This is a genomic window from Nostoc sp. (assembly GCF_036917415.1).
In the GTDB taxonomy this organism is placed as follows: domain Bacteria; phylum Cyanobacteriota; class Cyanobacteriia; order Cyanobacteriales; family Nostocaceae; genus Nostoc.
This window is the reverse complement of record NZ_JBALDJ010000116.1, coordinates 1-22,586: the sequence shown is the minus strand read 5'-3', so window position 1 is coordinate 22,586 and position 22,586 is coordinate 1. Positions and strand designations below refer to the sequence as shown.

The window sequence follows — 22,586 nt, the reverse complement described above, 5'->3', positions numbered from 1 at the left end:
AGTCATTAGTCATTAGTCATTAGTTAGATGCCTACTTGCCCTGAGCGACTTGTGCCGAGCGTCCGTGTAGCGTCTCGTAGAGAAGCCGAAGGTATGCCCAATACTTCTCTACGAGACGGACGCTAGGCACTCAGTGCCCCATACCCATATCCATAAAATTTCCCCACAACTGGTTGGTAACTTGACAGAGATTTTGCCACAGCCACTACCAAATGTGGGGAAGGTTACGATCAAATTGGGGATTTTATGCCTATCGAGTGCTAATACCTCGCACTTACTCTAGTAGACCGAAAGTATATTCCTAGAAGTAGCACATACTTTGTATTAAGACATCGCTTGAATGATGTAATCAAAGTAAGGTGCTGCTTCGGCAGCGTCTTCTGCACTCAGTAAGCTAAGGGAGGCTGTTTTGAGAGAATTGATCGCTTCTACCATTCCAGGCACGGGAACGCCCAATGAATTGTACATTTCGCGCACACCAATCAAACCGATTTTTTCAATTGGCTCTTTGTCACCGGCAAGTACACCATAGGTAATTAGGCGTAAGTACCAGCCAAAATCACGGATACATAGAGAGCGTTGGCGTTCACCGTAAGCATTACCTCCGGGGGAGATAAAGTCAGGACGCTTCTGCCAAAGTTGTTTGGTTGCTTCTTGAACTATCTTTTTTTCGTTTTCGGCTAAGGTAGCGGCAATCCGCGTCCGTTGTACGCCGGTTTCCAAAAAGTCTTTGATATTTTTAAGTTCGCCACTGCTGGGATAACGCAGTTCGTCGTCGGCTTTGAGAATAACTTGGCTAATTACAGTCATGATTATTGAAATCACCTGAAATATTATCTGTTAGTTTAGCGAGTCGGAGGTACACAAGTGAAGGGATCGGAGCTACTTATGTATTGAATTTATCTGTTTGGGGAGATGAGGGGGCAGGAGGTAGGGAGCAGGGGAAGCAGGGGAGGCAGGGGAGGCAGGGGGAGCAGGGGAGGTAGGGGAGGCAGGGGGAGCAGGGGAGGCAGGGGGAGCAGGGGAGGCAGGGGGAGCAGGGGAGGCAGGGGGAGCAGGGGGAGCAGGGGAGGCAGGGGGAGCAGGGGAGGTAGGGGAGGCAGGGGGAGCAGCGGGAAAAGAACTATTGAATTATTGCCCGATGCCCAATGACTAATGACTAATGACTAATGACCAATGACAAATGACTAAAATAATTTGGCAACAGGGTGAATTAATTGAAGTGACGATCGCTAATCTGAATGATACAGGCGATGGTGTAGGACGTGCTGATGAGCGTGTAGTGTTTGTCCCAGATACTGTCCCAGGCGATCGCGCCATTGTCCGCTTAGTTCATGTTAAACCTAAATACGCCCACGGGAAGCTCCAACAGCTATTGTCACCATCCCCCCACCGGATCCGACCTAGTTGTATTGTGGCGGATAAGTGCGGTGGTTGCCAGTGGCAGCATATTAATTATGATTACCAGCTAGTAGCCAAGCAAAATCAAGTTATTCAAGCTTTGGAACGCATTGGCGGTTTTATCCAACCACCAGTAGATCCGGTACTCGCCGCCTCTTCTGCTTTCGGCTACCGTAACAAATCTACATATCCTCTCTCGCTATCGGCAACAGGACAGGTACAGGCTGGTTACTATCAAAAAGGTAGTCACCAATTAATTAATTTAAATCAATGTCCAGTCCAAGATGCGCGATTAAATCCCTTACTTGCCGAAGTTAAGCAGGATATCCAACAGCAAGGTTGGCAAATTTACGATGAACAGCGCCACCAAGGAAAAATTCGCCATCTCGGTTTACGCATTGGCCGACACACAGGGGAAATGTTGCTGACTTTGGTGGTGAAGGACTGGAATTTATTAGGAATTGAAACCCAAGCCCAGGAATGGTTAAAGCGTTATCCGCAGTTAGTAGGAGTGTCGCTCAACCGCAATAGCGATCGCACAAATGCTATCTTTGGATCGGAAACCCGTTGCATCGCTGGAGTACCCCACCTGCGTGAATATTTTGCTGGACTGGAATTTCAAGTACGCCCAGATACATTTTTCCAAGTGTATACAGAAACAGCAGAGGCGCTATTGCAGGTAATTCAATCAGAACTCAATCTTCAAGGGCATGAGTTGCTAGTTGATGCCTATTGTGGTATTGGAACTTTAACTTTACCCCTCGCCCAAAAAGTGCGTCAAGCTACAGGATTAGAAGTGCAACCAGCAGCAGTAGAACAAGCTATTTTGAATGCCCACCGCAACGGAATTGATAATGTGACATTCCAAGTCGGGGCAGTAGAGAAATTGCTTCCCCAAATGGGCACAATACCAGAAGTAGTAATACTCGATCCGCCACGTAAGGGGTGCGATCGCGCAGTCATAGAGACTTTACGGCAATTGAAACCATCTCGGATCGTTTACGTCAGCTGTAAAGTAGCTACCCTCGCCCGCGACCTGAAATTGCTTTGTCAAGATGGGCAATATACCATCACACGGGTACAACCTGCTGATTTTTTTCCTCAAACTGCTCATGTTGAAGCTGCCGCCTTTCTTGTGCTATCACATTTTGACAAGGGTAGTAATTCCTTCAAAAAAACTGAAATTTGAAATTTTTAGTCTAGTGCATACTAAAGATGCTAAAATTGAATTAAGCCAAAGATAAAAATTCATTTTATTTAAATAAATTCAAGTTGCATGGGTTCTTAAAAACATGAAGAAGATTGTGTAAATTATAAATCGGCAACTAACTAGAGTATGCCAATACTCTCTAAAATTAACAGCATATTCTTAATTTGCTGAATTCATTATCAAACTTATTTCAGCCGATATATACCTAAACAATTCCAATTCATAGAATAGAGCCAATGCTCCCTAGCATTTTCAAAATTTAGTTTTAAAGACGCAAGTTTGAAGGCAGCATGACCACCTCAAGTTTTATCAGGGTGACTGTAATAGCAAACTGATGTCTAGCTAAGTGAAAGCTATGGGGTTTCTCTTGTGATTACTATTTCACTCCGTCCAGTTGGACGTTATTGGGGCACTATTAGTTTTGCCTCAACCCTCTACCTTTGTCCCATATTAGACTTATTGTTGGCAGAAATTCCAGCAAGATTACAAGCAGAACTGCGGCTAGGACTTCAAGAAGCCCTAGTCAACGCAGCTAAACATGGTAACAATCTCGATCCGAGTAAAACAGTTGTAGTTCGTTTTTCCGTAATAGATAATCAATATTGGTGGATAATATCAGACCAGGGTAGTGGCTTTATTCCTTCATCTACTAGTAATGAAGAACCAACAGACTATCTTCCACCAGATGAGTCAGAAAATGGTCGTGGTTTATGTCTTCTGCATCAAATTTTTGATCGGGTAGAATGGAACCGCAAAGGCACAGAATTGAGGCTTTGTAAACAAATGGAAAATCGCCGAGGATTATCTCTGCGGCGATAACAGGGCTAGTAGAGACGCGATTAATCGCGTCTGGGTAGGAAAGAAAGTTATTGGTTGATTGATTTTTTATTGCCTACTCTCTATTTTCCGTGAGTCGGACAGGGAGGGGCAGAAATGGAGCGATCTAACCAACCAACTGCTTGTTGTAATCTAGCTTGAGCTTCTTCTGGCTGATTCTTTAAAAGATACACAATCGCTGCTGCTACTTGTTCATTAGCGCGGGAATTACGGTTAGACTTGAGGCGATGCCAATCGTTAGGGGAAATAGTCAGCCTTTCCATGAGGGCTTGAGCTAGTTCCAGAGTAGTAAGTTCATTCAGTTGACTGGTTTTAGGCAGCTGAGTAGATTGAGACATAATTATGAGTGCTGTTAGCGATAGCGGGGCGTTTAGCCTGTGATGAGTGCTGAGTGCTGAGTCAAAAACTCATAGTTTTAATTTTGACTATTGGCAGGTTGCATTTAATCTTAGTTTACTACTTGTACATGAAGCCGTCTAAACAATCACAGCCGTCAGCAGAAAATCCCGAACCAGATTTTGAACAAGAACTAGAGGAAGTAGAACGATCGCTCCTATCCTTGAGAGAACGTTACGATCAAGTGCAACGCGATCGCCAACAACAGGCACAATGGCAACAGCGCTGCGATCGACTAAAGCACAATAAATCTCAGACACCAGAAATCAAAGCAGAGTTACGGCAAATTCAACGGCAGTTGGAAATGCTAGAACTAAACTTAGAAAGTCAGTTATTTTCTTGGCGTAGCCTCAAAAAACCTTTCTGGCAAGTCGTCCGCTTTGGTGGAATGGGCGTTATCATAGGCTGGATATTAAAGTCTTATGCTGGATAAATATGGTAAATCGACGGATTGCAGAAATATTGCGAAGTGGTCAACCTGATGAGTCCCTGCAAATTCAAGGCTGGGTGCGGACGAAACGCGAGTCCAAAGGGTTTGCTTTTATTGAAGTCAATGACGGCTCATCACTAGCTAATTTGCAAGTCGTCATCAATCAGGATTTGCCAGACTATGAAGCTATCTTGAAAAAATTGAATACAGGTGCTGCTGTCGAGGTGACAGGGGTATTAGTAGCTTCTCTTGGTAAAGGACAACGGATTGAATTGAAAGCTGAGACAGTGAAAGTTTACGGAGAAGCCGATCCCGATACATATCCCCTGCAAAAGAAACGCCATTCCTTTGAGTTTCTGCGAACCATTGGACATTTGCGATCGCGTACTAATTCCTTTGGCGCAGTTTTCCGCGTCAGAAATGCTTGTTCGACAGCAATTCACCAATTCTTCCAAGAAAGAGGCTTTTTGTGGGTACACACACCCATCATCACTGCTAGTGACTGCGAAGGTGCGGGTGAACTCTTTAGCGTTACCAGTTTAGATTTAAAGAATATTCCTCGGACAGAAAACCAAGCAGTAGATTACAGTCAAGACTTTTTTGCTAAACCTACATATTTAACAGTTAGCGGCCAGTTGGAAGCAGAAGTTATGGCAATGGCGTTTAGTAACGTCTACACTTTTGGCCCTACCTTCCGTGCAGAAAATTCCAACACCTCGCGCCACTTAGCGGAATTTTGGATGGTTGAGCCAGAAATGGCTTTTTGCGATCTAGAAGGTGATATGGATTTAGCTGAGGCGTTTCTCAAACACATTTTTAAATATGTATTGGAAACTTGCCGAGAAGATATGGAATTTTTCAATGAACGTATTGATAAATCTGTGTTGGCAACAGCCGAAAATATTATTAATAATCAGTTTGAACGCTTAACTTATACAGAAGCGATCAAACTTTTAGAAAAAGCTGATGTCAAATTTGAATATCCTGTGAGTTGGGGCTTAGATTTACAATCAGAACACGAACGCTACTTGGCTGAACAGCTTTTCAAGAAGCCTGCGATCGTTACAGATTACCCAGCGCAAATCAAAGCCTTTTATATGCGTTTAAACGACGATGAAAAAACCGTCCGCGCAATGGATATTCTCGCACCCAAAATTGGCGAAATTGTCGGCGGTTCTCAGAGAGAAGAACGTCTGGAAGTCTTAGAACGCCGCGTGTTAGCGCAAGGATTAAACCCAGAAGATTTGTGGTGGTATCTTGATTTGCGTCGTTATGGTACTGTCCCCCACGCTGGTTTTGGACTGGGTTTTGAACGACTCGTGCAATTCATGACGGGTATGGGAAATATTCGTGATGTGATTCCATTTCCGCGTACACCGCAAAGTGCTGAGTTTTAGTTTGAGAATTTGGAACCCAGGTGATTATAAATCGTGTCTACACAAACCAAGTTCGTCTGCACGGACTAATAAAAACTTTGAAACCCGCGAATGCTGGTTTTGCTAGCGTAGCCGCGTATTTTATAAAGCGATTAGTTAAAATTAAGATTTTTGAATCTCCTCTTGTAAAACTTGAATTTGCTCAATAGGTAATTCAGTAACTTGAGCAATTTGCTCTAAACTCATTCCAATTCCCAACAAATTTAAAGCCAACTTTCTTGTTGTTTCTGCTTTACCTTTGGCTTCGCCTTTAGCTTCGCCTTTGGCTTCGCCTTCTTCTAGGATTTGTTGATAAATGACTGATTCGCGCATAATCTCACTCCTTAAAATCTTGGTAATTACATTCTTATCTAACACCAGACCTGCTAAAATTCCACTAGCAGCAGCTATATTTCTTTGTAACATATATAGCGGTTATCACTTCAGTGCAATGCAGTCTGAACCTCACCCCGTATTTGCTGACCCAAACACTCCTTTCTCTTTAGCAAGGAGAGGGTTAGGGGTGAGGTTTAAATTTCATACACAATAAATTAGGGTTACAACAATTGTTGTAACCCTACAGATTGGCTATACTCAATCTGCTCGAAAACTGCCATATAATAACAATTAACCTCATAACTGCCAAATTATGAGCAATTATTCACAATTACTACATCTAGTTTAATGGTTTGCAAAGGCAAATACTTTCTTGCTTGCTTGCCTGCGTGGGATAAGTGACGCTAGTGTTAAAAGAATTGTGCAAAGTAAAACCCTCATCCCAGAAGTCGATTAGGAAGCTAGAATGGCAATTCCAAATAAACAAGTAAAACCTAATACTGATATTTTAGATAATAGACGCACCTAAACTCGCATCCAGGTTCGCATTCCTAAAGACTTGGATGAGAAACCAGTTATTTCACGACTAGCTTCTCACTATGGCATTACAATCATTATTGCTGATGCTCAGGTAAGCGCAAACGTGCCACAATATAGCTGCTTCGATCTGGAACTACGGGGCACTGTTTCCCAGATTGAAAGCGCCCTAACTTACCTGGATGAACTGGATTTAGAAGTTTTGCACCAATCCAGCCCTGAAGAAGATGGTTGGTAAATTGAGTGCTGAGTCCTGAGTTATAAGTGCTGAGTCAAAAACACTCAGCACTCAACACTCAGCACTAGGTACTAAGTTTAGGCCATTTGATTTTCAATTGCCCACCGCGCTAGTTCAGTGCGGTTGTGGAGATTGGTTTTACCCAACATATTGGACACATGGCTTTCAACCGTGCGCTGACTAACATTTAGTTCTTCAGCAATTTCACGGTTAGCTAAACCCCTAGCGACAAACTGGACTACTTTCAGTTCGGTTGGGGTTAATTGCACATCGAAGGGAACCTGGATACGGGAACCGTTTTCGCCTCCTTTTGCTTGGTGTTCTTTCCAACGGATAGTTTGTTTCAGCGAGGATTCAACTTGCGCTACGAGTTCTTCTGGTTCAAAGGGCTTGACCATATAAACATCAGCACCTTTGTTCAGACCTTTAACTCGGTCTGCACTTTGTCCCTTAGCTGAAAGGAAAAGAACTGGAATCCAGCTGGTGCGTTCGTTTTGCCGGACTTGTTCCACAAATGTATATCCGTCCATTTCCGGCATCATCACGTCGCAGATAATCATGTCTGGAACATCTTGCTCTAAAATTTCCAGAGCTTCACGTCCATTTTCAGCGGTGATGACTTCGTATCCCCGGAATTCTAAGTAATCCTTCACCAGCAAGATGAGGTTAGGGTCATCATCAATCAATAGAAGTCGTTTGTGATCTTTCATGCTGGGCTCTTTCATAGCAGTGGCACTTGTCGCGCTTCGGTCCATCAAAGTCTTGAATATTTATCCTCTATGGTGGGTTATTCGAGATGTTGTCCTTTTTCCTACTTAACTTGCCTTTGCTGTCTCGAAGTCTCAAAAATGCCGAGCACTTTCAATAGACTAGTAGCTCGATAGCAAAAGTCCAGCAAGGATACGTATAGCAGTAGTATCTATAATGCGCTATTATATATCGCTTTGAAAGGGGCGGGGTAAAAAACACTGATTAAATAATAATCTTTCGGACTTACAAGTAAGTATTGGCTTAAAGATGACCCTACCTCAAAACCAACCCGCACTTTCTTAAAGCTTACTGCTATACCATATCCTTTGATTGTTAAACCTCTATGAGGTGTTCACAAGAAACTAGGGAAGTTTCTGGCAAAAGATGGATTGAAAACGCATATTCTTCTACCACCTTATTGCCTATTCTTGGACGATCCGCAGGGTAACTTCCGGGTTTGCTTGGCGATACCAGACACCATCAGGGTAAATCACCATTATGGGTCTAGAACAAGAAACACGCAAGCAGTTGGCTTTAGTTTAATAGACGCAAATAGAATGACTTTAGTGCGGCTCATCGAGTTTTAAATCTTTAAGTCGCTTTTTTAAGTAATCCCAGAATTCCAGACTAGCTCGTTTTGAGTAGCAATTGCCTGGTCAGCGCAAATAAAAATATGTCGCTGAATTTTTGCAAGTCCTAAACTTTCTACACAATTACTCAGGTCTTATGTTCCAAAGATTGAGTGTTTTTGGGAATTTGATGGTTGGACTGGATCGCTGTCACTGTATTGTTACTCATCGAGCGGCTCCCTGATTACAGTTCTATAACAATTTTCAAGCTTTGCAAATAAAGTTGACTGGGGAGTCGGGAATGGGGAAGAACTCTCATAACTCTTAACTCCCCACTTTCTACTCTCTTCGTAACTTACAGAACAAAACCCGCAAGGTAGAAATAATTAAGCATTTATACTTAAGTACATCTATGACCCTTTAGTTCGGGAACCCGTACTCAAGAGATTCTTGCCATTGGACGCCACTTTTCGGTAAATTAGCACTCAGGAGTTGAGAGTGCTAAACTCTGGAGAAAATAATTATGGCAGCTTTATCTCTAAGCGTTTCTACAGTTAAACCTTTAGGCGATCGCGTTTTCGTAAAAGTGAACGCCTCTGAGGAAAAGACCGCAGGTGGTCTGTATTTGCCCGATACTGCCAAGGAAAAGCCCCAGGTAGGGGAAGTAGTCGCCCTTGGCCCTGGCAAGCGTAATGACGATGGAAACCGTCAGGAATTGGAAATTAAAGTCGGCGATAAGGTGCTGTACTCTAAGTACGCTGGCACTGACATCAAGCTCGGTACTGAAGAATATGTACTGCTTTCTGAAAAAGATATTTTAGCAGTTGTTATCTAGTGGTCATTAGTCATTGGTCATTAGTCATTAGCCAATGACAAAGGACAAATGACAAATGACGAAGAACAAAAGACAAATGACAAAGGACAACTAACAATAAATTATGGCAAAGCGCATTATCTACAACGAAAACGCCCGTCGCGCCTTGGAACGAGGCATTGACATCCTGGCTGAGGCTGTAGCTGTTACCCTTGGCCCCAAAGGTCGTAACGTAGTTCTAGAAAAGAAATTTGGCGCACCGCAAATCGTCAATGACGGTGTAACAATCGCTAAAGAAATCGAATTAGAAGACCACATTGAAAACACTGGCGTAGCTCTGATTCGTCAAGCTGCTTCTAAGACCAATGATGCTGCGGGCGATGGCACCACCACTGCTACCGTTTTAGCTCATGCGATCGTCAAAGAAGGCTTGCGGAACGTTGCTGCTGGTGCTAATGCGATTTCCCTCAAGCGCGGTATTGACAAAGCTGCCAGCTTCCTGGTAGAAAAAATTGCTGAACACGCCCGTCCAGTGGAAGATTCAAAAGCCATTGCCCAAGTTGGTGCGATCTCGGCTGGTAATGATGAAGAAGTCGGTCAGATGATTGCCCAAGCAATGGACAAGGTGGGCAAAGAAGGCGTAATTTCTCTAGAAGAAGGGAAATCTATGGTCACCGAGTTGGAAATCACTGAAGGGATGCGCTTTGATAAAGGCTACATCTCTCCCTATTTCGCCACCGACGCTGAACGGATGGAAGCGGTTTTTGATGAGCCTTTCCTACTGCTGACTGATAAGAAAATTGCCCTAGTACAAGACCTCGTACCAGTGTTAGAGCAAGTAGCTCGTGCTGGTCGTCCTTTGGTGATTATCGCCGAAGATATTGAAAAAGAAGCTTTAGCAACCTTGGTAGTAAACCGTTTGCGCGGTGTACTCAACGTAGCTGCTGTTAAGGCTCCTGGCTTTGGCGATCGCCGCAAAGCACTACTAGAAGATATCGCCGTTTTGACTGGTGGTCAACTAGTTACCGAAGATGCTGGTCTAAAGCTAGATAACACCAAGCTGGATAGCCTGGGTAAAGCTCGCCGGATCACCATTACCAAGGACAGCACGACAATTGTTGCCGAAGGTAACGAAGCTGCTGTTAAGGCTCGTGTCGAACAGATTCGTCGTCAAATTGACGAAACCGAATCTTCTTACGATAAAGAGAAACTGCAAGAGCGTCTTGCTAAACTCTCCGGTGGTGTTGCTGTAGTGAAAGTGGGTGCAGCCACCGAAACCGAAATGAAAGACAAGAAGTTGCGCCTAGAGGACGCTATCAACGCCACTAAAGCTGCTGTGGAAGAAGGTATCGTTCCTGGCGGTGGTACAACTCTGGCTCACCTTGCTCCCGACTTGGAAGTTTGGGCAAAGAGCAATCTTAAAGATGAAGAGTTGATTGGTGCTTTGATTGTGGTTCGTGCCTTACCTGCACCTCTGAAGCGGATTGCTGAAAACGCCGGTCAGAATGGTGCTGTAATCGCTGAACGCGTCAAAGAGAAAGAATTTAGTGTTGGCTACAACGCTGCAACAAACGAATTTGTCGATTTGTTAGCTGCTGGTATTGTTGACCCTGCGAAAGTGACTCGTTCTGCTTTGCAAAACGCTGCTTCTATCGCTGGTATGGTGTTGACAACCGAATGTATTATAGTTGACAAGCCTGAACCAAAAGATAGCGCTCCTGCTGGCGCTGGCGCTGGTGGCGGCGACTTCGATTACTAATACTTTGTAGTTACATAATTTGTAAAACAGCTGCTTCCCTTGTGGAGGTGGCTGTTTTTTTGTGTGAGGAGAAGAGGAAGAAGGTGAGTTACGACAACGCTTGTAAATATTTAGCTGAACAGTACCCGACTGAGTTTGTGCGTTGGTTGCTTGGGGTAGAGCAGTAGAGGAATTAATAAAAATGATTTACTTTTAAAACTGCATTATATTTTAGAGATCGAGGCTGCAAGTAGTTTTCCGCTTTTATCTTGAGCTTGCAATTTTTGAATAATATGCTCAATTATACTATTCAAATCCTTGCGGCGGCGCATAGAGCGTTTCGGGTCAAGTTGACTATGTTTCAATAATTCTCTAACCTGTTCTCCTAACTCAGTTAAGTAAAACCTCAGCTGTTCTTCATTCTGTTCGCGTAAAATTTGCCGACATTCAGTTAGGATAATATCGCCATTTTCGAGAGTTTTACTAGCGTCTGACTGCTTTGGTGTTGCGTCGGATGAATCTTTACTTTTTTGAGCATTTGAACTGTTAATTAGACATTTTTCTACAGCCTTGGCAAGTTTTGGATCGGATTCTACAACTTCTGCGATCGCTCTTAATAAATCTGCAATTTGTGATGCTTCCATTATCTACTTACTCTCTGTATAAATTCTTTAGTTAATTTCACCATAGATTCATGAGAATCATCATATTTTTGTTTATATGTCAAATAATTACTCAGTTCTAACCCTTCGGCAATTTTTGCTCTTTCTAAAATTTTGGTTTCAAAAACTGGTGGATAGAAAGGGTTAACAATAATAGAGTTTAGATTTTCACTTTGGGCTATAGTTCGGTTATAACGAGAAATTAATGTTCCAACTGTTTTTAAGTTATGTACATAATCTCTATTAAACTTTTCAATATGTTCAAGTAATAAATCTAATCCATGAATTGACATTCGATTTGGTACACAAGGGATTATACAAGCATTGCTAGCTAGAAATGCACTTTTAACTACTGTGTTAATATTGGGGGCACAGTCTATTAAAATATAATCATAATTATTTAATAAAGGTTTAAGTATTGTACGAAGAAGATCGACAGGTTTAAAATTAAAAGAATAATAACCTGATGGTAATTCTTCCTGGATTTCAAATAGCCTTGGGCTGCTAGGTATCAGATGTAAGTGAGCAAAAGAATTTCTGTTTCTGACATTTGAAACATTGTGTTTAACTATAAAATTTTCGCTTTTAATATTTTCTAAAAAATATTCAGGATTTTTAAATAAATAAGGCAATGTCAATTTTTTACTTTCAAATTCTTTTTCCCAAACCTCTTCTGACATTAAAGCACTAGTCAAATTACTTTGAGGATCGAGGTCAATAGCAAGTACACGCTTTTTGTACATTGTATCGCCTGCTAAATATTCCGCTAATGCCATGACTATGGTAGTTTTACCAACTCCACCCTTGAGATTGCAAATACTTATCACTTTAGCTGTCATAATTTCTGGTAAATTGAGGCATTTTATGGGCTACAGTTCTATCTTTCCCTGTAAAGATGCCCAACTAACAGGTTCATTTCTACTTTTACATAAAAACCCATGAGCGAAATTAATCCTGAAACAGCCCCCTTACATACCTTAAACCCACTCAACCGATTTTCTGACAGAGCAGAGGATTATGTAAAATATCGACCAAGTTACCCCACAGATGCAATTGATATTATCTTGGAAGGATTAGGTGAAAATTCACAACTTGTAGTAGCAGATATTGGTGCAGGTACAGGAATTGCTTCCAGACTGTTAGCTGAACGAGGGGTTAATGTCATAGCCATAGAACCAAATGTGGCGATGCGAGAAGCGGCTCAATTTCATCCTTTGATAGAGTTTCGTGATGGAACAGCAGAATTTACCCAACTACCTGATAATTCAGTTGATTTAGTTACTTGTTTTCAAGCTTTCCACTGGTTCAATCCCGAACCAACTTTATTGGAATTTCACCGCATTTTAAAACCATCAGCACGCTTGGCTGTAGTGTGGAATAACCGCGATAAAGAAGATGTCTTAACTACAGAATATAGCCAAATAATCCGCGAAGCATCTAATAATCATCCAGCAGAATCTCGAATGCAGTCGGTAGAGCCATTGTTAGTAACTCCCCATTTTATTAACATCCACGAATATACTTTTACTTATAGACAACAGTTAGATTTCACAGGACTTATTGGACGAGCAATGAGTGTTTCTTACCTTCCGCGTAAAGGTTTGGGATATGAACAGCTTATTGATAGGTTTCAAGAATTATATCAGCGCTTTCGTGATGAGAGTGGTTTTGTCTATATGGTCTATCGCACTAGCGTACACCTTGGTGAAGTAATTTAAAAATAAAAATGGGAATCATAAGAAGTAGGGTGCGTTATTTCACTCTCAAGAAATATCAGGATTCACATGGCACAACCAAAATATGAAGGTTATTGCGAATGCATTCCTACCAAATTAGTTAGAGAAAAATTTGGAGATGTCAATGTTTATGCCCAAAATGCTAAATCACTCTTAACAAAAGCTACTGGTTTTATTGGTAATTATGATTTTACTCTAAATCCTTACAGGGGATGTCAATACGGTTGTAGTTATTGCTATGCTGCTGCATTTACTCCTAATGCTCAAATGCGCCAAGACTGGGGCAAATGGGTAATTTTTAAGGAAAATTCTGCTGAGATTTTAGCGAAAGAATTAAAAAAATGGTATGAAAAAAATCCACAGATTCCTCCTAGTATATATATGAGTAGCGTTACCGATCCTTATCAACCACTTGAGTCTAAACATCAACTGACTCGTCGGTTGTTGGAGGTAATGCTAGATGTGGGGATTGACGGTTATCCAACTCCAACTTTGGTGATTCAAACTCGTAGCCCAATTATTACTAGAGACATTGATTATTTACAACGATTTAAGCGATTGCGAATTAATATGAGTATTCCCACTGGGAGTGAATTAGTGAGAAAAGATTTTGAACCGCGATCGCCCAGTATTAAAGCTAGATTAAATGCTATCACTAAAATTAAACAAAGTATTGATTATTTCAAAGGTTTTCCTCCCAAAATTTCTATCACTATTACCCCTCTACTTCCTACTTTACCAACTGATGAAGCTGCTTTTATTGACAAACTAGCCATCGCCGATAGAGTTGTAATTCAAGCTTTTCATCCTAGCCAGAGTCGTTCTCTTATGGCATCAACTCGCCAAGAAGCTGAAGAAATTAAGCAAAAATACGCTTGGTGGTATGAGGATGAGAAATTAAGCTATATGAAATTTAAGGAAAAATTAGTTTCTCGGCTTCCAGGTGTAGAAATTATGGAAGGTAAAGAGGGATTTGGTTATGAATAACTCTATCGTAAATTGGTGGCAAAGTCAGCAGTTAAAATTATCTTTAAAACGCGGGTATATCCGACGTGCAGTCCAACTATTGCAAGAGATTCAAAAATCAGGTGCAACATTTTCATGGTTAGAAAAACTATTTAGGGATAAACTTAAACTTGAACGTTATTCCCAAGAATACAAACGACAAACAGAAACTTTAAGTGAACAACTAACAGAAGCATCCCAGCAAAAAGCTAATCTCATATTACTGCCAAATGAAGAATTTGTTAAATATATCTATAAAGTTTTTAATTTAATACAACACGATGAATATAAACTGCAATCTACTAGTATTGATGAACGGATATTTGATGATTTTGAATCAAGGCTAGTTGAATATCTCAAAGAAGAATTTAGTAAAATTCCTGATAAACAGTTATTTATTAAGCTAGAAGACGCTCTTGAGGATATTAATAACTTAAAAATTGGACAAGACCCAGACTACCGTTTTAGTCTAACTCCTCATGTCTACTTTATGAAGTATTTTTTAGAAAATGTATATTGCATATATTTAGCTTGGTTTCTCATTTACCAGGATGGTTTACTACCGAGTAAGGTTAATATCCTTGATATTGCAGCAGGCCCAGGAACAGTTGCTTATGGTTTAGCTTTATTTCTCCAAAGTAGTAGCGGTTTTTTTCATATTCCGCAAATGCACATATCTTACTATTCTTTAGAAAAACAAGATGCCTTTCAGTTTCGTGGACTTCAGTTTTGGCGACGATATATAGAGTTGCGTCTAACCACAGTGAATGCTTACTTCCGCTTTGTTACTACTGATATTTTTACTTGGGAAACTCAATCGAATAATCTACCCAAAGACTTTTTCGACTTTATCGTAATTTCTCACTGCTTATTTGCAGATCCAGTCAAGAGGGTTGAAGCTAATAATACTTACAAGCAAATATTTGTCAGTAGCTTAAAAAATTCAGGTTATATTCTGCTAATTGTACAAGATAAAAAGTTATTCAAAGTTTACGATGTTCACCAAGTTGAAAACCAAGAGCAGGAAGAAAATGTAGTGCATAAATTTCTGGCAGAACTTGGATTAGAATTAGTTTGGTATAAATATCTAACTTCAACAGGTTCAAGAACATCTTTGTCCGTTACTGAATTTGCTAAGTTTGCTCAAGAAAAATTACCAAAAAAACTCTATATGAGTCCAATACTACAACAGTATTTTGGTCAGAAGTATCAATCCCACTATATATTAGATGATTATGTAATCTTGGCGAAAAAATCATGAAAAATTGCAGGTGAAGCCGCAAAGAATGTATTAAATAAATATAAAGCAAGATGCTTGGATTAGTGATATTTGTCCCTGGAAGATCCCCCAAGCCCCCTTAAAAAGGCTTGCTCTAATTCCCTCCTTTTTAAGGAGGGTTAGGGAGGATCAAGCCTTAACCCAAGCTTATTGAAATATAAGGTATCTGAACTTTAATCTTGAATTTATAAATGACCTGCAACTCACAAATAGCAGAAGGTTGGCATGGCAAACTTAATTTAGTCTATGCCGATCGCCAAGGTGCAACCCAGTTAATTTACAATTACCAACAAGCGCCTCTGAAGGTACAACGCCCATTTTATCCAGAAGGTGAAAAAGTTTGTCATAGCGTAATTTTACATACAGCTGGGGGAATGGTGGGAGGCGATCGCTTATCCTCTAACATCCACCTCCAACCCCAAGCCCAAGCCTTAATCACTACAGCTGCTGCAAGCAAGATATATCGCAGCAATGGCTTACAAGCTAGACAAACCATCCAAATGCAAGTTGATGCTGGTGCTTGTTTAGAATGGTTGCCGCAAGAGACAATTTTATTTGACGGTGCGATTTATCGGCAAGATTTACGGGTAGAATTAGCAACCGAGGCCAGTTGGTTAGGCTGGGAAATTACCCGATTTGGTCGCAGTGCTAGAGGTGAAAAATTCTTGCGAGGGGAATGGCGATCGCACACCGAAATTTGGCAACAAGGCGTTCCCTTATGGATTGATCGACAATGTTTACCGGGTAGCGAAGACATTTTCCACAGTCCCCACGGCTTGGCTGGAAAACCAATAGTAGGTAGTCTAGTTTGGGTTGGTGGTGCAGTTTCAGCAGAAATCGTCGAAAAAACGCGAAATTTATGGCATGGTGAAGGAGAAGTAGGTGTTACCAAGTTACAACATGGATTATTGTGTCGATATCGCGGTTCTTCTACATCTGAGGTGAGAAACTGGTTTATTGATGTTTGGCACATGCTGCGAGTTTCTTTTCTGAATCGTGGTAATTGTATACCAAGAGTTTGGCAGGTTTAAACGTAGACGTGTAGCGGCTTGCCGCAGGCTACCGCAGAGGAGCCAGCGCGTTGCATGGGTTCCCCGTGTTGTAGCAACTGGCGTCGTGCAGAGAACATAGAGGAGATAGGAATGCAACTTACGCCACAGGAAAAAGATAAGCTATTAATTTTTACAGCTGCTTTATTAGCAGAAAGACGAAAACAAAGGGGTTTAAAACTGAATTATCCCGAAGCAGTTGCTTATATTTCTGCTGCAATTTTAGAAGGTGCGAGAGATGGGCAAACTGTAGCAGAATTGATGAGTTATGGTACAACTCTATTAACGCGGGATGATGTCATGGAAGGGATACCAGAAATGGTGCATGAAGTACAGGTTGAAGCTACTTTTCCTGATGGCACAAAGTTAGTGACAGTACATAATCCAATCCGTTAATTTACTGAATATTAAGTTCTATTAAGTACAAAATTGTTTTTTAGACACTGGTTAATAAGAAGTATAAAATTTAGGACATAATCAAAAATGCACTATTTGACTATCGTCAAGCATAAAGGCAATGAATACAGGAAACACTGGCTTTACAGCAACCATTATAACCACTGCCATAACTACTGCCTTTGCAGTTGTAGCCGGAATAGTTAATCACATTATGTCTGGCAACAGAGACAGAGGAAATCAGCAGACAACTGCATCGTTAAAATATACTGAACAGCAGCTTGAAGAACTATATGGACCACTTGCTTTTCTGATTTGGGAAGGTAGACGTACTTATACAGATTTAGCAGAAAAGTTAATAGAAATGCGCGGTAGAAAACATATTTTAGGATCTCTGAAAGTAGGAGAAAAAAATGACCATATAATTTTCCCATTGCGAGACGAAGAAGAAATTAAACTCTGGATTTTTTGGATAGAAAAAGATGCTTTTCCTCGCCATGAAGAAATTAAAAAGCTTTTGATGACAAATACACACTTAATTAAAGGTGAAATAATGCCAGACAGTTATCTAGATTTTTTGGATTACCATAATTCCTGGAAAATGGAACATCTGCGGTGGCAAGAACAGCAAATTGAATATTCGTGGAAATCAAAATTTAGCTTTCCATTCCAATTTGAAAATGACATTCTTGAAACTTTTACATACCTTAAGGGTCAACAAGCAAACTTTTTACAACTTAACAGGACTTACGCAAAAATCGCCAAAAAGCTTAATTTCTCAAACCGCCGTCTCCCAGAGAAGACGCCAAGAACGCCTTCTGTGCGAGAGGCTCCGCTAACGCGCAGCGTCTCGTAGAGAAGAATTTGTAGAGTGTGCGTAAGTCCTATTTAAATTAAATATTGGATTGATTGAACATGATACCAGGAGAAATCATTACACCAGTAGGTGAAATTGAATTAAATATTGGTCGTCCAACTATAAAATTGCAAGTGTCAAATACAGGCGATCGCCCCATACAAGTCGGTTCCCACTATCACTTTTATGAAGTTAACACTGCCTTAAACTTTGATAGAGAACAAGCGCGAGGAATGCGGCTGGATATCCCTGCTGGAACCGCAGTTCGTTTTGAACCCGGCGACGAAAAAAAAATAACTCTAGTTCCCCTCGTTGGTACTCGCCAAGTCTACGGCTTCAACACCAAAATTAACGGAAACCTCTAAAAACCTCCGCGTACCTCTGCGCTTCCCTCAGCGTCCCTCTGCGTTTGAAAATCACATAATTTTATAAACCCAATATTTAGCTTAATTGATTAATTATTTGAATTACATTCTAAAGAATTCCACGCCCCTCTCTCCGTTTCAAGTAGGCGGCCAATTGAGCAGGTGATTTTAACTTAACAATTTGCTGGCATCCAGTGTGAGGACATGCGAGAAAAAACATATCCAGAGCAACACCTGAATGATGATTTTTTTCGCGTAATATCATGGGCAAATGATGCACCGGACAAAGTATTTCATCATCTTTTTCTTTCAGATGTGACTTGATTCGAGAGATTGTTGCTTTTTTTACAGAGGTATCATCAAATATTGTAGAAAGTTGTTGGTTTGAAACTTGAAATTCAAAAATATCAGACTTGTGAAGAAAACCTACATCCATAGCTGTAAAACTCTTTGTTCTTCTGCATTGTAGAGGCAGGTTATTGTAGAAGCCAGTACAAGCCCAGAAAAAGTCACTAAGTTGGTAAAGACTGCCATCAAGACGCTTTTGGGACTGCAAAATCATCGCTTTTCCGCAATTACATTTTTTCTCTAAGACAACTTGACCCATGTGGAATTGCAGTATATGAACCTTATTACTGTTTAAAGTTGAGGTTTCGTAGTCTTCAGGACTTGCACACTGATTTTCCGCAATTTCTTCCGATTTAAGTTCTTGATATTCCTTAAATTTATCAGTTCGCAAAAGCTCTAGTTCTTGCTTGCGTTCTTGACCTTGCCGGGATATATGTCCGTCACGTCGTTCTTTGCGTTCGAGTTCGACAACTTCAACATCAATTATCTCAAGTTCCTCGGTTACATTTTTAGCAGTCTTATTACTATAAGAACTATTTGTCTGTTGACTTGAAGAGTCTTTATTGCTGCGGGAGTTAGTCCAATGACGAATGACTTCTACGGTATGACGAATAACCTCTACAGCAGTACATTTTACAAACTCTCTGAGGACTGTTGTACCAGCAGCAAATAGTGCTTCAAATAACATATAATTAAATGCCGAATTTGATTAAAGTTTAGACGTAACTCTAGATAATGCAGACTACATCTGCTTTCTTAGTTTACCTATGTAAACATTGCAGTATAATCTGTATTTATACGGAATTATTTCAGTAAATGTGCTAAATATTCTTCATCCCTATTAACTTCAGTTTTATTTCATTAATATTTATTTACCTAAATTTACTGCCATCGTAAAAATATCAAGTTATACAAAAACTATCACCTTATCTTCATAAGGTTGCTTAAAAATATTCAAATCAACATCATTACCAGGAGTGCACCATGAGTTACAGAATGTCCCGCCGCGCCTACGCCGAAACATACGGCCCAACAGTAGGCGATCGCATCCGACTTGCAGACACAGAATTATTTATTGAAGTTGAACAAGATTTCACTACCTACGGCGATGAAGTAAAATTCGGCGGCGGTAAAGTTATCAGAGACGGGATGGGACAATCCCCCATTTCTAACGCCGATGGTGCTGTAGATTTAGTAATTACTAATGCCTTAATTCTCGATTGGTGGGGTATTGTCAAAGCAGATATTGGCATTAAAGATGGCAAGATTTTCAAAATTGGTAAAGCCGGAAATCCTTATATTCAAGACAATGTAGATATTATTATTGGCCCCGGAACTGAAGCCTTAGCTGGTGAAGGAATGATTCTCACTGCTGGCGGTATCGATGCCCATATTCATTTTATTTGTCCCCAACAGATTGAAGTTGCGATCGCTTCTGGTATTACCACCATGATCGGCGGCGGTACTGGCCCCGCCACAGGTACAAATGCCACTACCTGCACCCCCGGCCCTTGGAACATTTACCGGATGCTGCAAGCCGCTGATGCTTTTCCCGTGAACTTAGGATTTTTGGGTAAAGGAAATACTAGTCAACCCCAAGGACTTGTAGAACAAGTAGCCGCCGGAGCAATGGGGTTAAAACTACATGAAGACTGGGGAACTACACCCGCAGCAATTGATACTTGCCTCAGTGTTGCCGATGAATATGATGTGCAAGTAGCGATTCATACTGATACCCTGAATGAAGCCGGATTTGTGGAAGATACGATCGCAGCTTTCAAGAATCGTACCATCCACACTTACCACACTGAAGGCGCAGGCGGAGGACACGCACCAGATATTATCAAAGTTTGCAGCCAAGCCAATGTTCTACCATCTTCCACCAATCCCACACGTCCTTACACTCTCAACACCTTAGACGAACACCTGGATATGTTGATGGTATGCCATCACCTCGATCCAGCGATCGCCGAAGATGTTGCCTTTGCCGAATCTCGTATCCGCCGAGAAACCATTGCTGCTGAAGACATTTTGCACGACTTAGGCGCATTTAGCATGATTTCTTCCGATTCCCAAGCAATGGGAAGGGTAGGCGAAGTGATAATTCGCACCTGGCAGACATCTCACAAAATGAAAATGCAACGGGGAACTCTTAACCCACAAGGAACAGAGCAAAGAGCAGACAACTTTAGAGCAAAAAGATATGTTGCTAAGTATACTATCAACCCAGCGATCGCTCACGGAATTGCTCAATATGTCGGTTCAGTGGAAGAGGGAAAATTAGCAGATTTATGTTTGTGGCGATCGGCGTTTTTTGGTGTGAAACCAGAGATAGTGATTAAAGGCGGAATGATTGCATGGTCGCAAATGGGTGATGCCAACGCCAGTATTCCCACACCGCAACCAGTACATATGCGACCGATGTTTGGTAGTTTTGCAGGTGCGCGTCATGCCACATCATTGACTTTTGTTTCGCAAGCAGCTTTAGAGAAAGAAATTCCCAGCCAGCTAGGTTTACAAAAGGCAGCAGTTGCAGTTTCTGGGACACGCCAATTGAGTAAGCGGGATATGAAGCTGAATGATGCACTACCCCATATAAAAGTAGATCCAGAAACATATCAAGTCAGGGCAGATGGTGAGTTGCTGATTTGTGAACCTGCGACAGTTTTACCAATGGCACAGAGGTACTTTTTGTTTTAATTCATGACCGAGCAACTTACTGATTACGATAGTCCTTGGAAAGAAGTCATTGAGTTATATTTCCCCCGCTTTCTGGAATTCTTTTTCACCCAAGCTTATGCCGAAATCGACTGGACGCGACCTTATGAATTTCTGGACACAGAACTGCAACAGCTAGAACCGGATGCAGAAATTGGGCGGCGTTTGGTTGATAAAGTTGCAAAAGTTTGGCTACTGGATGGAGAGCAAGCTTGGGTATTGGTTCATGTGGAAGTCCAAGGGCAATATGACAGCCAATTTGCCGAACGGATGTACACATATAATTACCGCTTGTTTGACCGCCATAAAAAGCGAGTCATTAGTTTAGCAGTTTTAGCAGATGAACAAGCGAATTGGCGACCTTCCAGCTATAGCTATCAACTGGGCGGATGTCGCGTCAGCTTAGAGTTTCCTGTGGCGAAACTGTTGGACTATGAGCAAGGGTGGGAAACCTTAGAGCAAACTACCAACCCCTTTGGTGTAATTGTGATGGCGCATCTTAAAACCAAGGCAACGCAACGAAATCCAGAAAATCGGCTACAGTGGAAACTAAGCCTAGTCAGACGGCTGTATGAACGGGGATTAACCGGGAAGATATTCGGGAATTATTTCGGTTCATCGACTGGATAATGGTTTTGCCAAAAGAGTTGGCACTTAGTTTTAAAACAGAAGTAAGAAGTTACGAGGAGGCAGATAGAATGCGGTACGTAACTAGTATTGAAAGGCTAGCGAAAGAAGAAGGAATTGTCGAAAATGCTAGAGAAAGCATCATTACAGTTCTAGAAACGCGGTTTGGAGAAGTGCCAAGCTCTATTATCGAAGTTATCAATGGGATAGAAGAACCATCTGTGCTAAAAATGCTTCATAAAAGTGCGATCGCAATTCCTTCCACAACAGAATTCCAGCAAGTTTTAGATAGTCTCACCTCTGCGAAATAAGCGTAGGTATCGAGCGGTTTATTGCCAGATATCGCTCTTAAAGATCAGAGTAACATTGCTCTCATTGATTTTTTTTATTAAGGTTACGATCAAATAGTTAAACGTTGCATCTGATGTAGAAAATCATGCTACCTTTTAAGAAAAAAATTGTGACTGATGAAGCTATGTGTCTGGTAGCAGTGTTAATTGATTATCAGGACTGGCAGCAAATTGAGAAGATATTAGAAGCTCATCAATCACAACAAAAACAAGAGTTTAATTTAAACCAGTATGCTGGTGTAATTCAACTAACTCAAGACCCTTTGGAATATCAGCAGCAAATTAGGGATGAGTAGTGTTGACACAACCTTTGATTTTTTTAGATACAAATGTAATCTTGTATTTTTTGGGTGGTCGCTTGGTAAATCCATTATTATTAGGACAATATTTTATTTCAGTGATTACTGAGATTGAATTGCTCTCTTATCCGAGCAGGGTTAGCGCGTCTCAAACCCTATTGACAAATGGATTCTATGAGAGAGTTGAGTTAGGGAGAGCCGCCGCCAAAACAGAAACCATATACT

General features: G+C 41.1%; 25 protein-coding genes and 1 pseudogene. 19 read left to right on the top strand and 7 right to left on the bottom strand.

The window, feature by feature from the left end; all coding sequences use genetic code 11:
- Positions 1 to 324: 324 nt before the first annotated feature.
- Entirely contained in the window at positions 325 to 810 is a 486-nt protein-coding gene (locus V7K41_RS27360) for an allophycocyanin subunit alpha-B (protein WP_109007747.1), read from the bottom strand.
- 373 nt (positions 811 to 1,183) lie between these two features.
- Here V7K41_RS27360 and rlmD point away from each other — a divergent pair, with 373 nt between their 5' ends.
- Together rlmD and V7K41_RS27350 are read left to right on the top strand one after the other, a co-directional pair.
- Positions 1,184 to 2,590: a 23S rRNA (uracil(1939)-C(5))-methyltransferase RlmD gene (gene rlmD / locus V7K41_RS27355; RefSeq protein WP_334853328.1), complete on the top strand. Its 1,407-nt coding sequence runs from the start codon at positions 1,184 to 1,186 to the stop codon at positions 2,588 to 2,590.
- A gap of 390 nt (positions 2,591 to 2,980) precedes the next feature.
- Positions 2,981 to 3,430, top strand: coding sequence for an ATP-binding protein (locus V7K41_RS27350; RefSeq protein ID WP_334853325.1), 450 nt, complete (start codon positions 2,981 to 2,983; stop codon positions 3,428 to 3,430).
- An 80-nt stretch (positions 3,431 to 3,510) separates the two neighbouring features.
- Here V7K41_RS27350 and V7K41_RS27345 read toward each other — a convergent pair whose 3' ends face one another.
- Positions 3,511 to 3,786 (bottom strand): DUF6439 family protein, encoded by a 276-nt coding sequence (locus V7K41_RS27345; protein ID WP_104905882.1) that lies wholly within the window; start codon positions 3,784 to 3,786, stop codon positions 3,511 to 3,513.
- A gap of 128 nt (positions 3,787 to 3,914) precedes the next feature.
- Here V7K41_RS27345 and V7K41_RS27340 point away from each other — a divergent pair, with 128 nt between their 5' ends.
- Both V7K41_RS27340 and asnS read left to right on the top strand, forming a co-directional pair.
- Positions 3,915 to 4,277 (top strand): hypothetical protein, encoded by a 363-nt coding sequence (locus V7K41_RS27340; RefSeq protein ID WP_334853320.1) that lies wholly within the window; start codon positions 3,915 to 3,917, stop codon positions 4,275 to 4,277.
- Positions 4,278 to 4,279: 2 nt separating this feature from the next.
- Entirely contained in the window at positions 4,280 to 5,671 is a 1,392-nt protein-coding gene (gene asnS / locus V7K41_RS27335) for an asparagine--tRNA ligase (RefSeq protein ID WP_334853317.1), read from the top strand.
- 141 nt (positions 5,672 to 5,812) lie between these two features.
- Here the strand turns inward: asnS and V7K41_RS27330 are convergent, their stop codons facing one another.
- Positions 5,813 to 6,115, bottom strand: coding sequence for a hypothetical protein (locus V7K41_RS27330; RefSeq protein WP_334853315.1), 303 nt, complete (start codon positions 6,113 to 6,115; stop codon positions 5,813 to 5,815).
- Between the two features lie 445 nt (positions 6,116 to 6,560).
- Between V7K41_RS27330 and V7K41_RS27325 the strand changes: the two genes are divergently transcribed.
- Positions 6,561 to 6,800: an NIL domain-containing protein gene (locus tag V7K41_RS27325; protein WP_334853667.1), complete on the top strand. Its 240-nt coding sequence runs from the start codon at positions 6,561 to 6,563 to the stop codon at positions 6,798 to 6,800.
- A 77-nt stretch (positions 6,801 to 6,877) separates the two neighbouring features.
- On the opposite strand, the gene V7K41_RS27320 is transcribed toward V7K41_RS27325, so the two are convergent.
- Positions 6,878 to 7,555, bottom strand: a complete 678-nt coding sequence (locus V7K41_RS27320) for a response regulator transcription factor (RefSeq protein ID WP_012407592.1) — start codon at positions 7,553 to 7,555, stop codon at positions 6,878 to 6,880.
- A 1,087-nt stretch (positions 7,556 to 8,642) separates the two neighbouring features.
- Between V7K41_RS27320 and groES the strand changes: the two genes are divergently transcribed.
- Both groES and groL read left to right on the top strand, forming a co-directional pair.
- On the top strand, positions 8,643 to 8,954 hold the full coding sequence (gene groES, locus V7K41_RS27315; protein ID WP_100898362.1) for a co-chaperone GroES: 312 nt from the start codon (positions 8,643 to 8,645) through the stop codon (positions 8,952 to 8,954).
- Positions 8,955 to 9,057: 103 nt separating this feature from the next.
- The gene (groL, locus tag V7K41_RS27310; RefSeq protein ID WP_334853311.1) at positions 9,058 to 10,692 is read left to right on the top strand and encodes a chaperonin GroEL; all 1,635 of its coding nucleotides are present in this window, start codon (positions 9,058 to 9,060) and stop codon (positions 10,690 to 10,692) included.
- A 203-nt stretch (positions 10,693 to 10,895) separates the two neighbouring features.
- On the opposite strand, the gene V7K41_RS27305 is transcribed toward groL, so the two are convergent.
- Both V7K41_RS27305 and V7K41_RS27300 read right to left on the bottom strand, forming a co-directional pair.
- Positions 10,896 to 11,315 (bottom strand): hypothetical protein, encoded by a 420-nt coding sequence (locus tag V7K41_RS27305; protein ID WP_334853309.1) that lies wholly within the window; start codon positions 11,313 to 11,315, stop codon positions 10,896 to 10,898.
- Positions 11,315 to 12,172 (bottom strand): ParA family protein, encoded by an 858-nt coding sequence (locus V7K41_RS27300; protein ID WP_334853307.1) that lies wholly within the window; start codon positions 12,170 to 12,172, stop codon positions 11,315 to 11,317. The genes V7K41_RS27305 and V7K41_RS27300 overlap by 1 nt, the downstream gene beginning before the upstream one ends.
- Before the next feature lie 99 nt (positions 12,173 to 12,271).
- Between V7K41_RS27300 and V7K41_RS27295 the strand changes: the two genes are divergently transcribed.
- From V7K41_RS27295 to V7K41_RS27265, 7 genes are all read left to right on the top strand, one after another.
- Complete coding sequence (locus tag V7K41_RS27295) at positions 12,272 to 13,051, top strand: class I SAM-dependent methyltransferase (RefSeq protein ID WP_334853305.1); 780 nt, start codon at positions 12,272 to 12,274, stop codon at positions 13,049 to 13,051.
- 66 nt (positions 13,052 to 13,117) lie between these two features.
- A complete protein-coding gene (locus V7K41_RS27290; protein WP_334853304.1) occupies positions 13,118 to 14,056 on the top strand; it encodes an SPL family radical SAM protein in 939 nt (312 codons plus the stop codon).
- Entirely contained in the window at positions 14,049 to 15,335 is a 1,287-nt protein-coding gene (locus tag V7K41_RS27285) for a photosystem II assembly protein (RefSeq protein WP_334853303.1), read from the top strand. Before V7K41_RS27290 ends, V7K41_RS27285 begins: the two co-directional genes overlap by 8 nt.
- Positions 15,336 to 15,544: 209 nt before the next feature.
- A complete protein-coding gene (locus tag V7K41_RS27280; protein WP_334853301.1) occupies positions 15,545 to 16,384 on the top strand; it encodes an urease accessory protein UreD in 840 nt (279 codons plus the stop codon).
- Positions 16,385 to 16,495: 111 nt separating this feature from the next.
- A complete protein-coding gene (gene ureA / locus V7K41_RS27275; protein ID WP_334853299.1) occupies positions 16,496 to 16,798 on the top strand; it encodes an urease subunit gamma in 303 nt (100 codons plus the stop codon).
- A gap of 121 nt (positions 16,799 to 16,919) precedes the next feature.
- Positions 16,920 to 17,654, top strand: a complete 735-nt coding sequence (locus tag V7K41_RS27270) for a hypothetical protein (protein WP_334853297.1) — start codon at positions 16,920 to 16,922, stop codon at positions 17,652 to 17,654.
- 59 nt (positions 17,655 to 17,713) lie between these two features.
- Positions 17,714 to 18,019 carry an urease subunit beta gene (locus V7K41_RS27265; protein ID WP_334853295.1) on the top strand — a complete coding sequence of 102 codons (306 nt, stop codon included), beginning with the start codon at positions 17,714 to 17,716 and terminating at the stop codon, positions 18,017 to 18,019.
- Between the two features lie 109 nt (positions 18,020 to 18,128).
- Here the strand turns inward: V7K41_RS27265 and V7K41_RS27260 are convergent, their stop codons facing one another.
- Positions 18,129 to 19,055 carry a hypothetical protein gene (locus tag V7K41_RS27260; protein WP_334853292.1) on the bottom strand — a complete coding sequence of 309 codons (927 nt, stop codon included), beginning with the start codon at positions 19,053 to 19,055 and terminating at the stop codon, positions 18,129 to 18,131.
- A 296-nt stretch (positions 19,056 to 19,351) separates the two neighbouring features.
- Between V7K41_RS27260 and ureC the strand changes: the two genes are divergently transcribed.
- From ureC to V7K41_RS27235, 5 genes and pseudogenes are all read left to right on the top strand, one after another.
- Positions 19,352 to 21,067, top strand: a complete 1,716-nt coding sequence (gene ureC, locus V7K41_RS27255) for an urease subunit alpha (protein ID WP_334853291.1) — start codon at positions 19,352 to 19,354, stop codon at positions 21,065 to 21,067.
- Between the two features lie 3 nt (positions 21,068 to 21,070).
- On the top strand, positions 21,071 to 21,715 hold the full coding sequence (locus V7K41_RS27250) for a hypothetical protein (RefSeq protein WP_334853288.1): 645 nt from the start codon (positions 21,071 to 21,073) through the stop codon (positions 21,713 to 21,715).
- Between the two features lie 68 nt (positions 21,716 to 21,783).
- A complete protein-coding gene (locus tag V7K41_RS27245) occupies positions 21,784 to 22,023 on the top strand; it encodes a hypothetical protein (RefSeq protein WP_334853286.1) in 240 nt (79 codons plus the stop codon).
- 125 nt (positions 22,024 to 22,148) lie between these two features.
- Positions 22,149 to 22,358 carry a hypothetical protein gene (locus V7K41_RS27240; RefSeq protein WP_442943293.1) on the top strand — a complete coding sequence of 70 codons (210 nt, stop codon included), beginning with the start codon at positions 22,149 to 22,151 and terminating at the stop codon, positions 22,356 to 22,358.
- Positions 22,358 to 22,586, top strand: a pseudogene (locus V7K41_RS27235) (hypothetical protein); the annotation flags it as partial. The gene V7K41_RS27240 and the pseudogene V7K41_RS27235, both read left to right, overlap by 1 nt.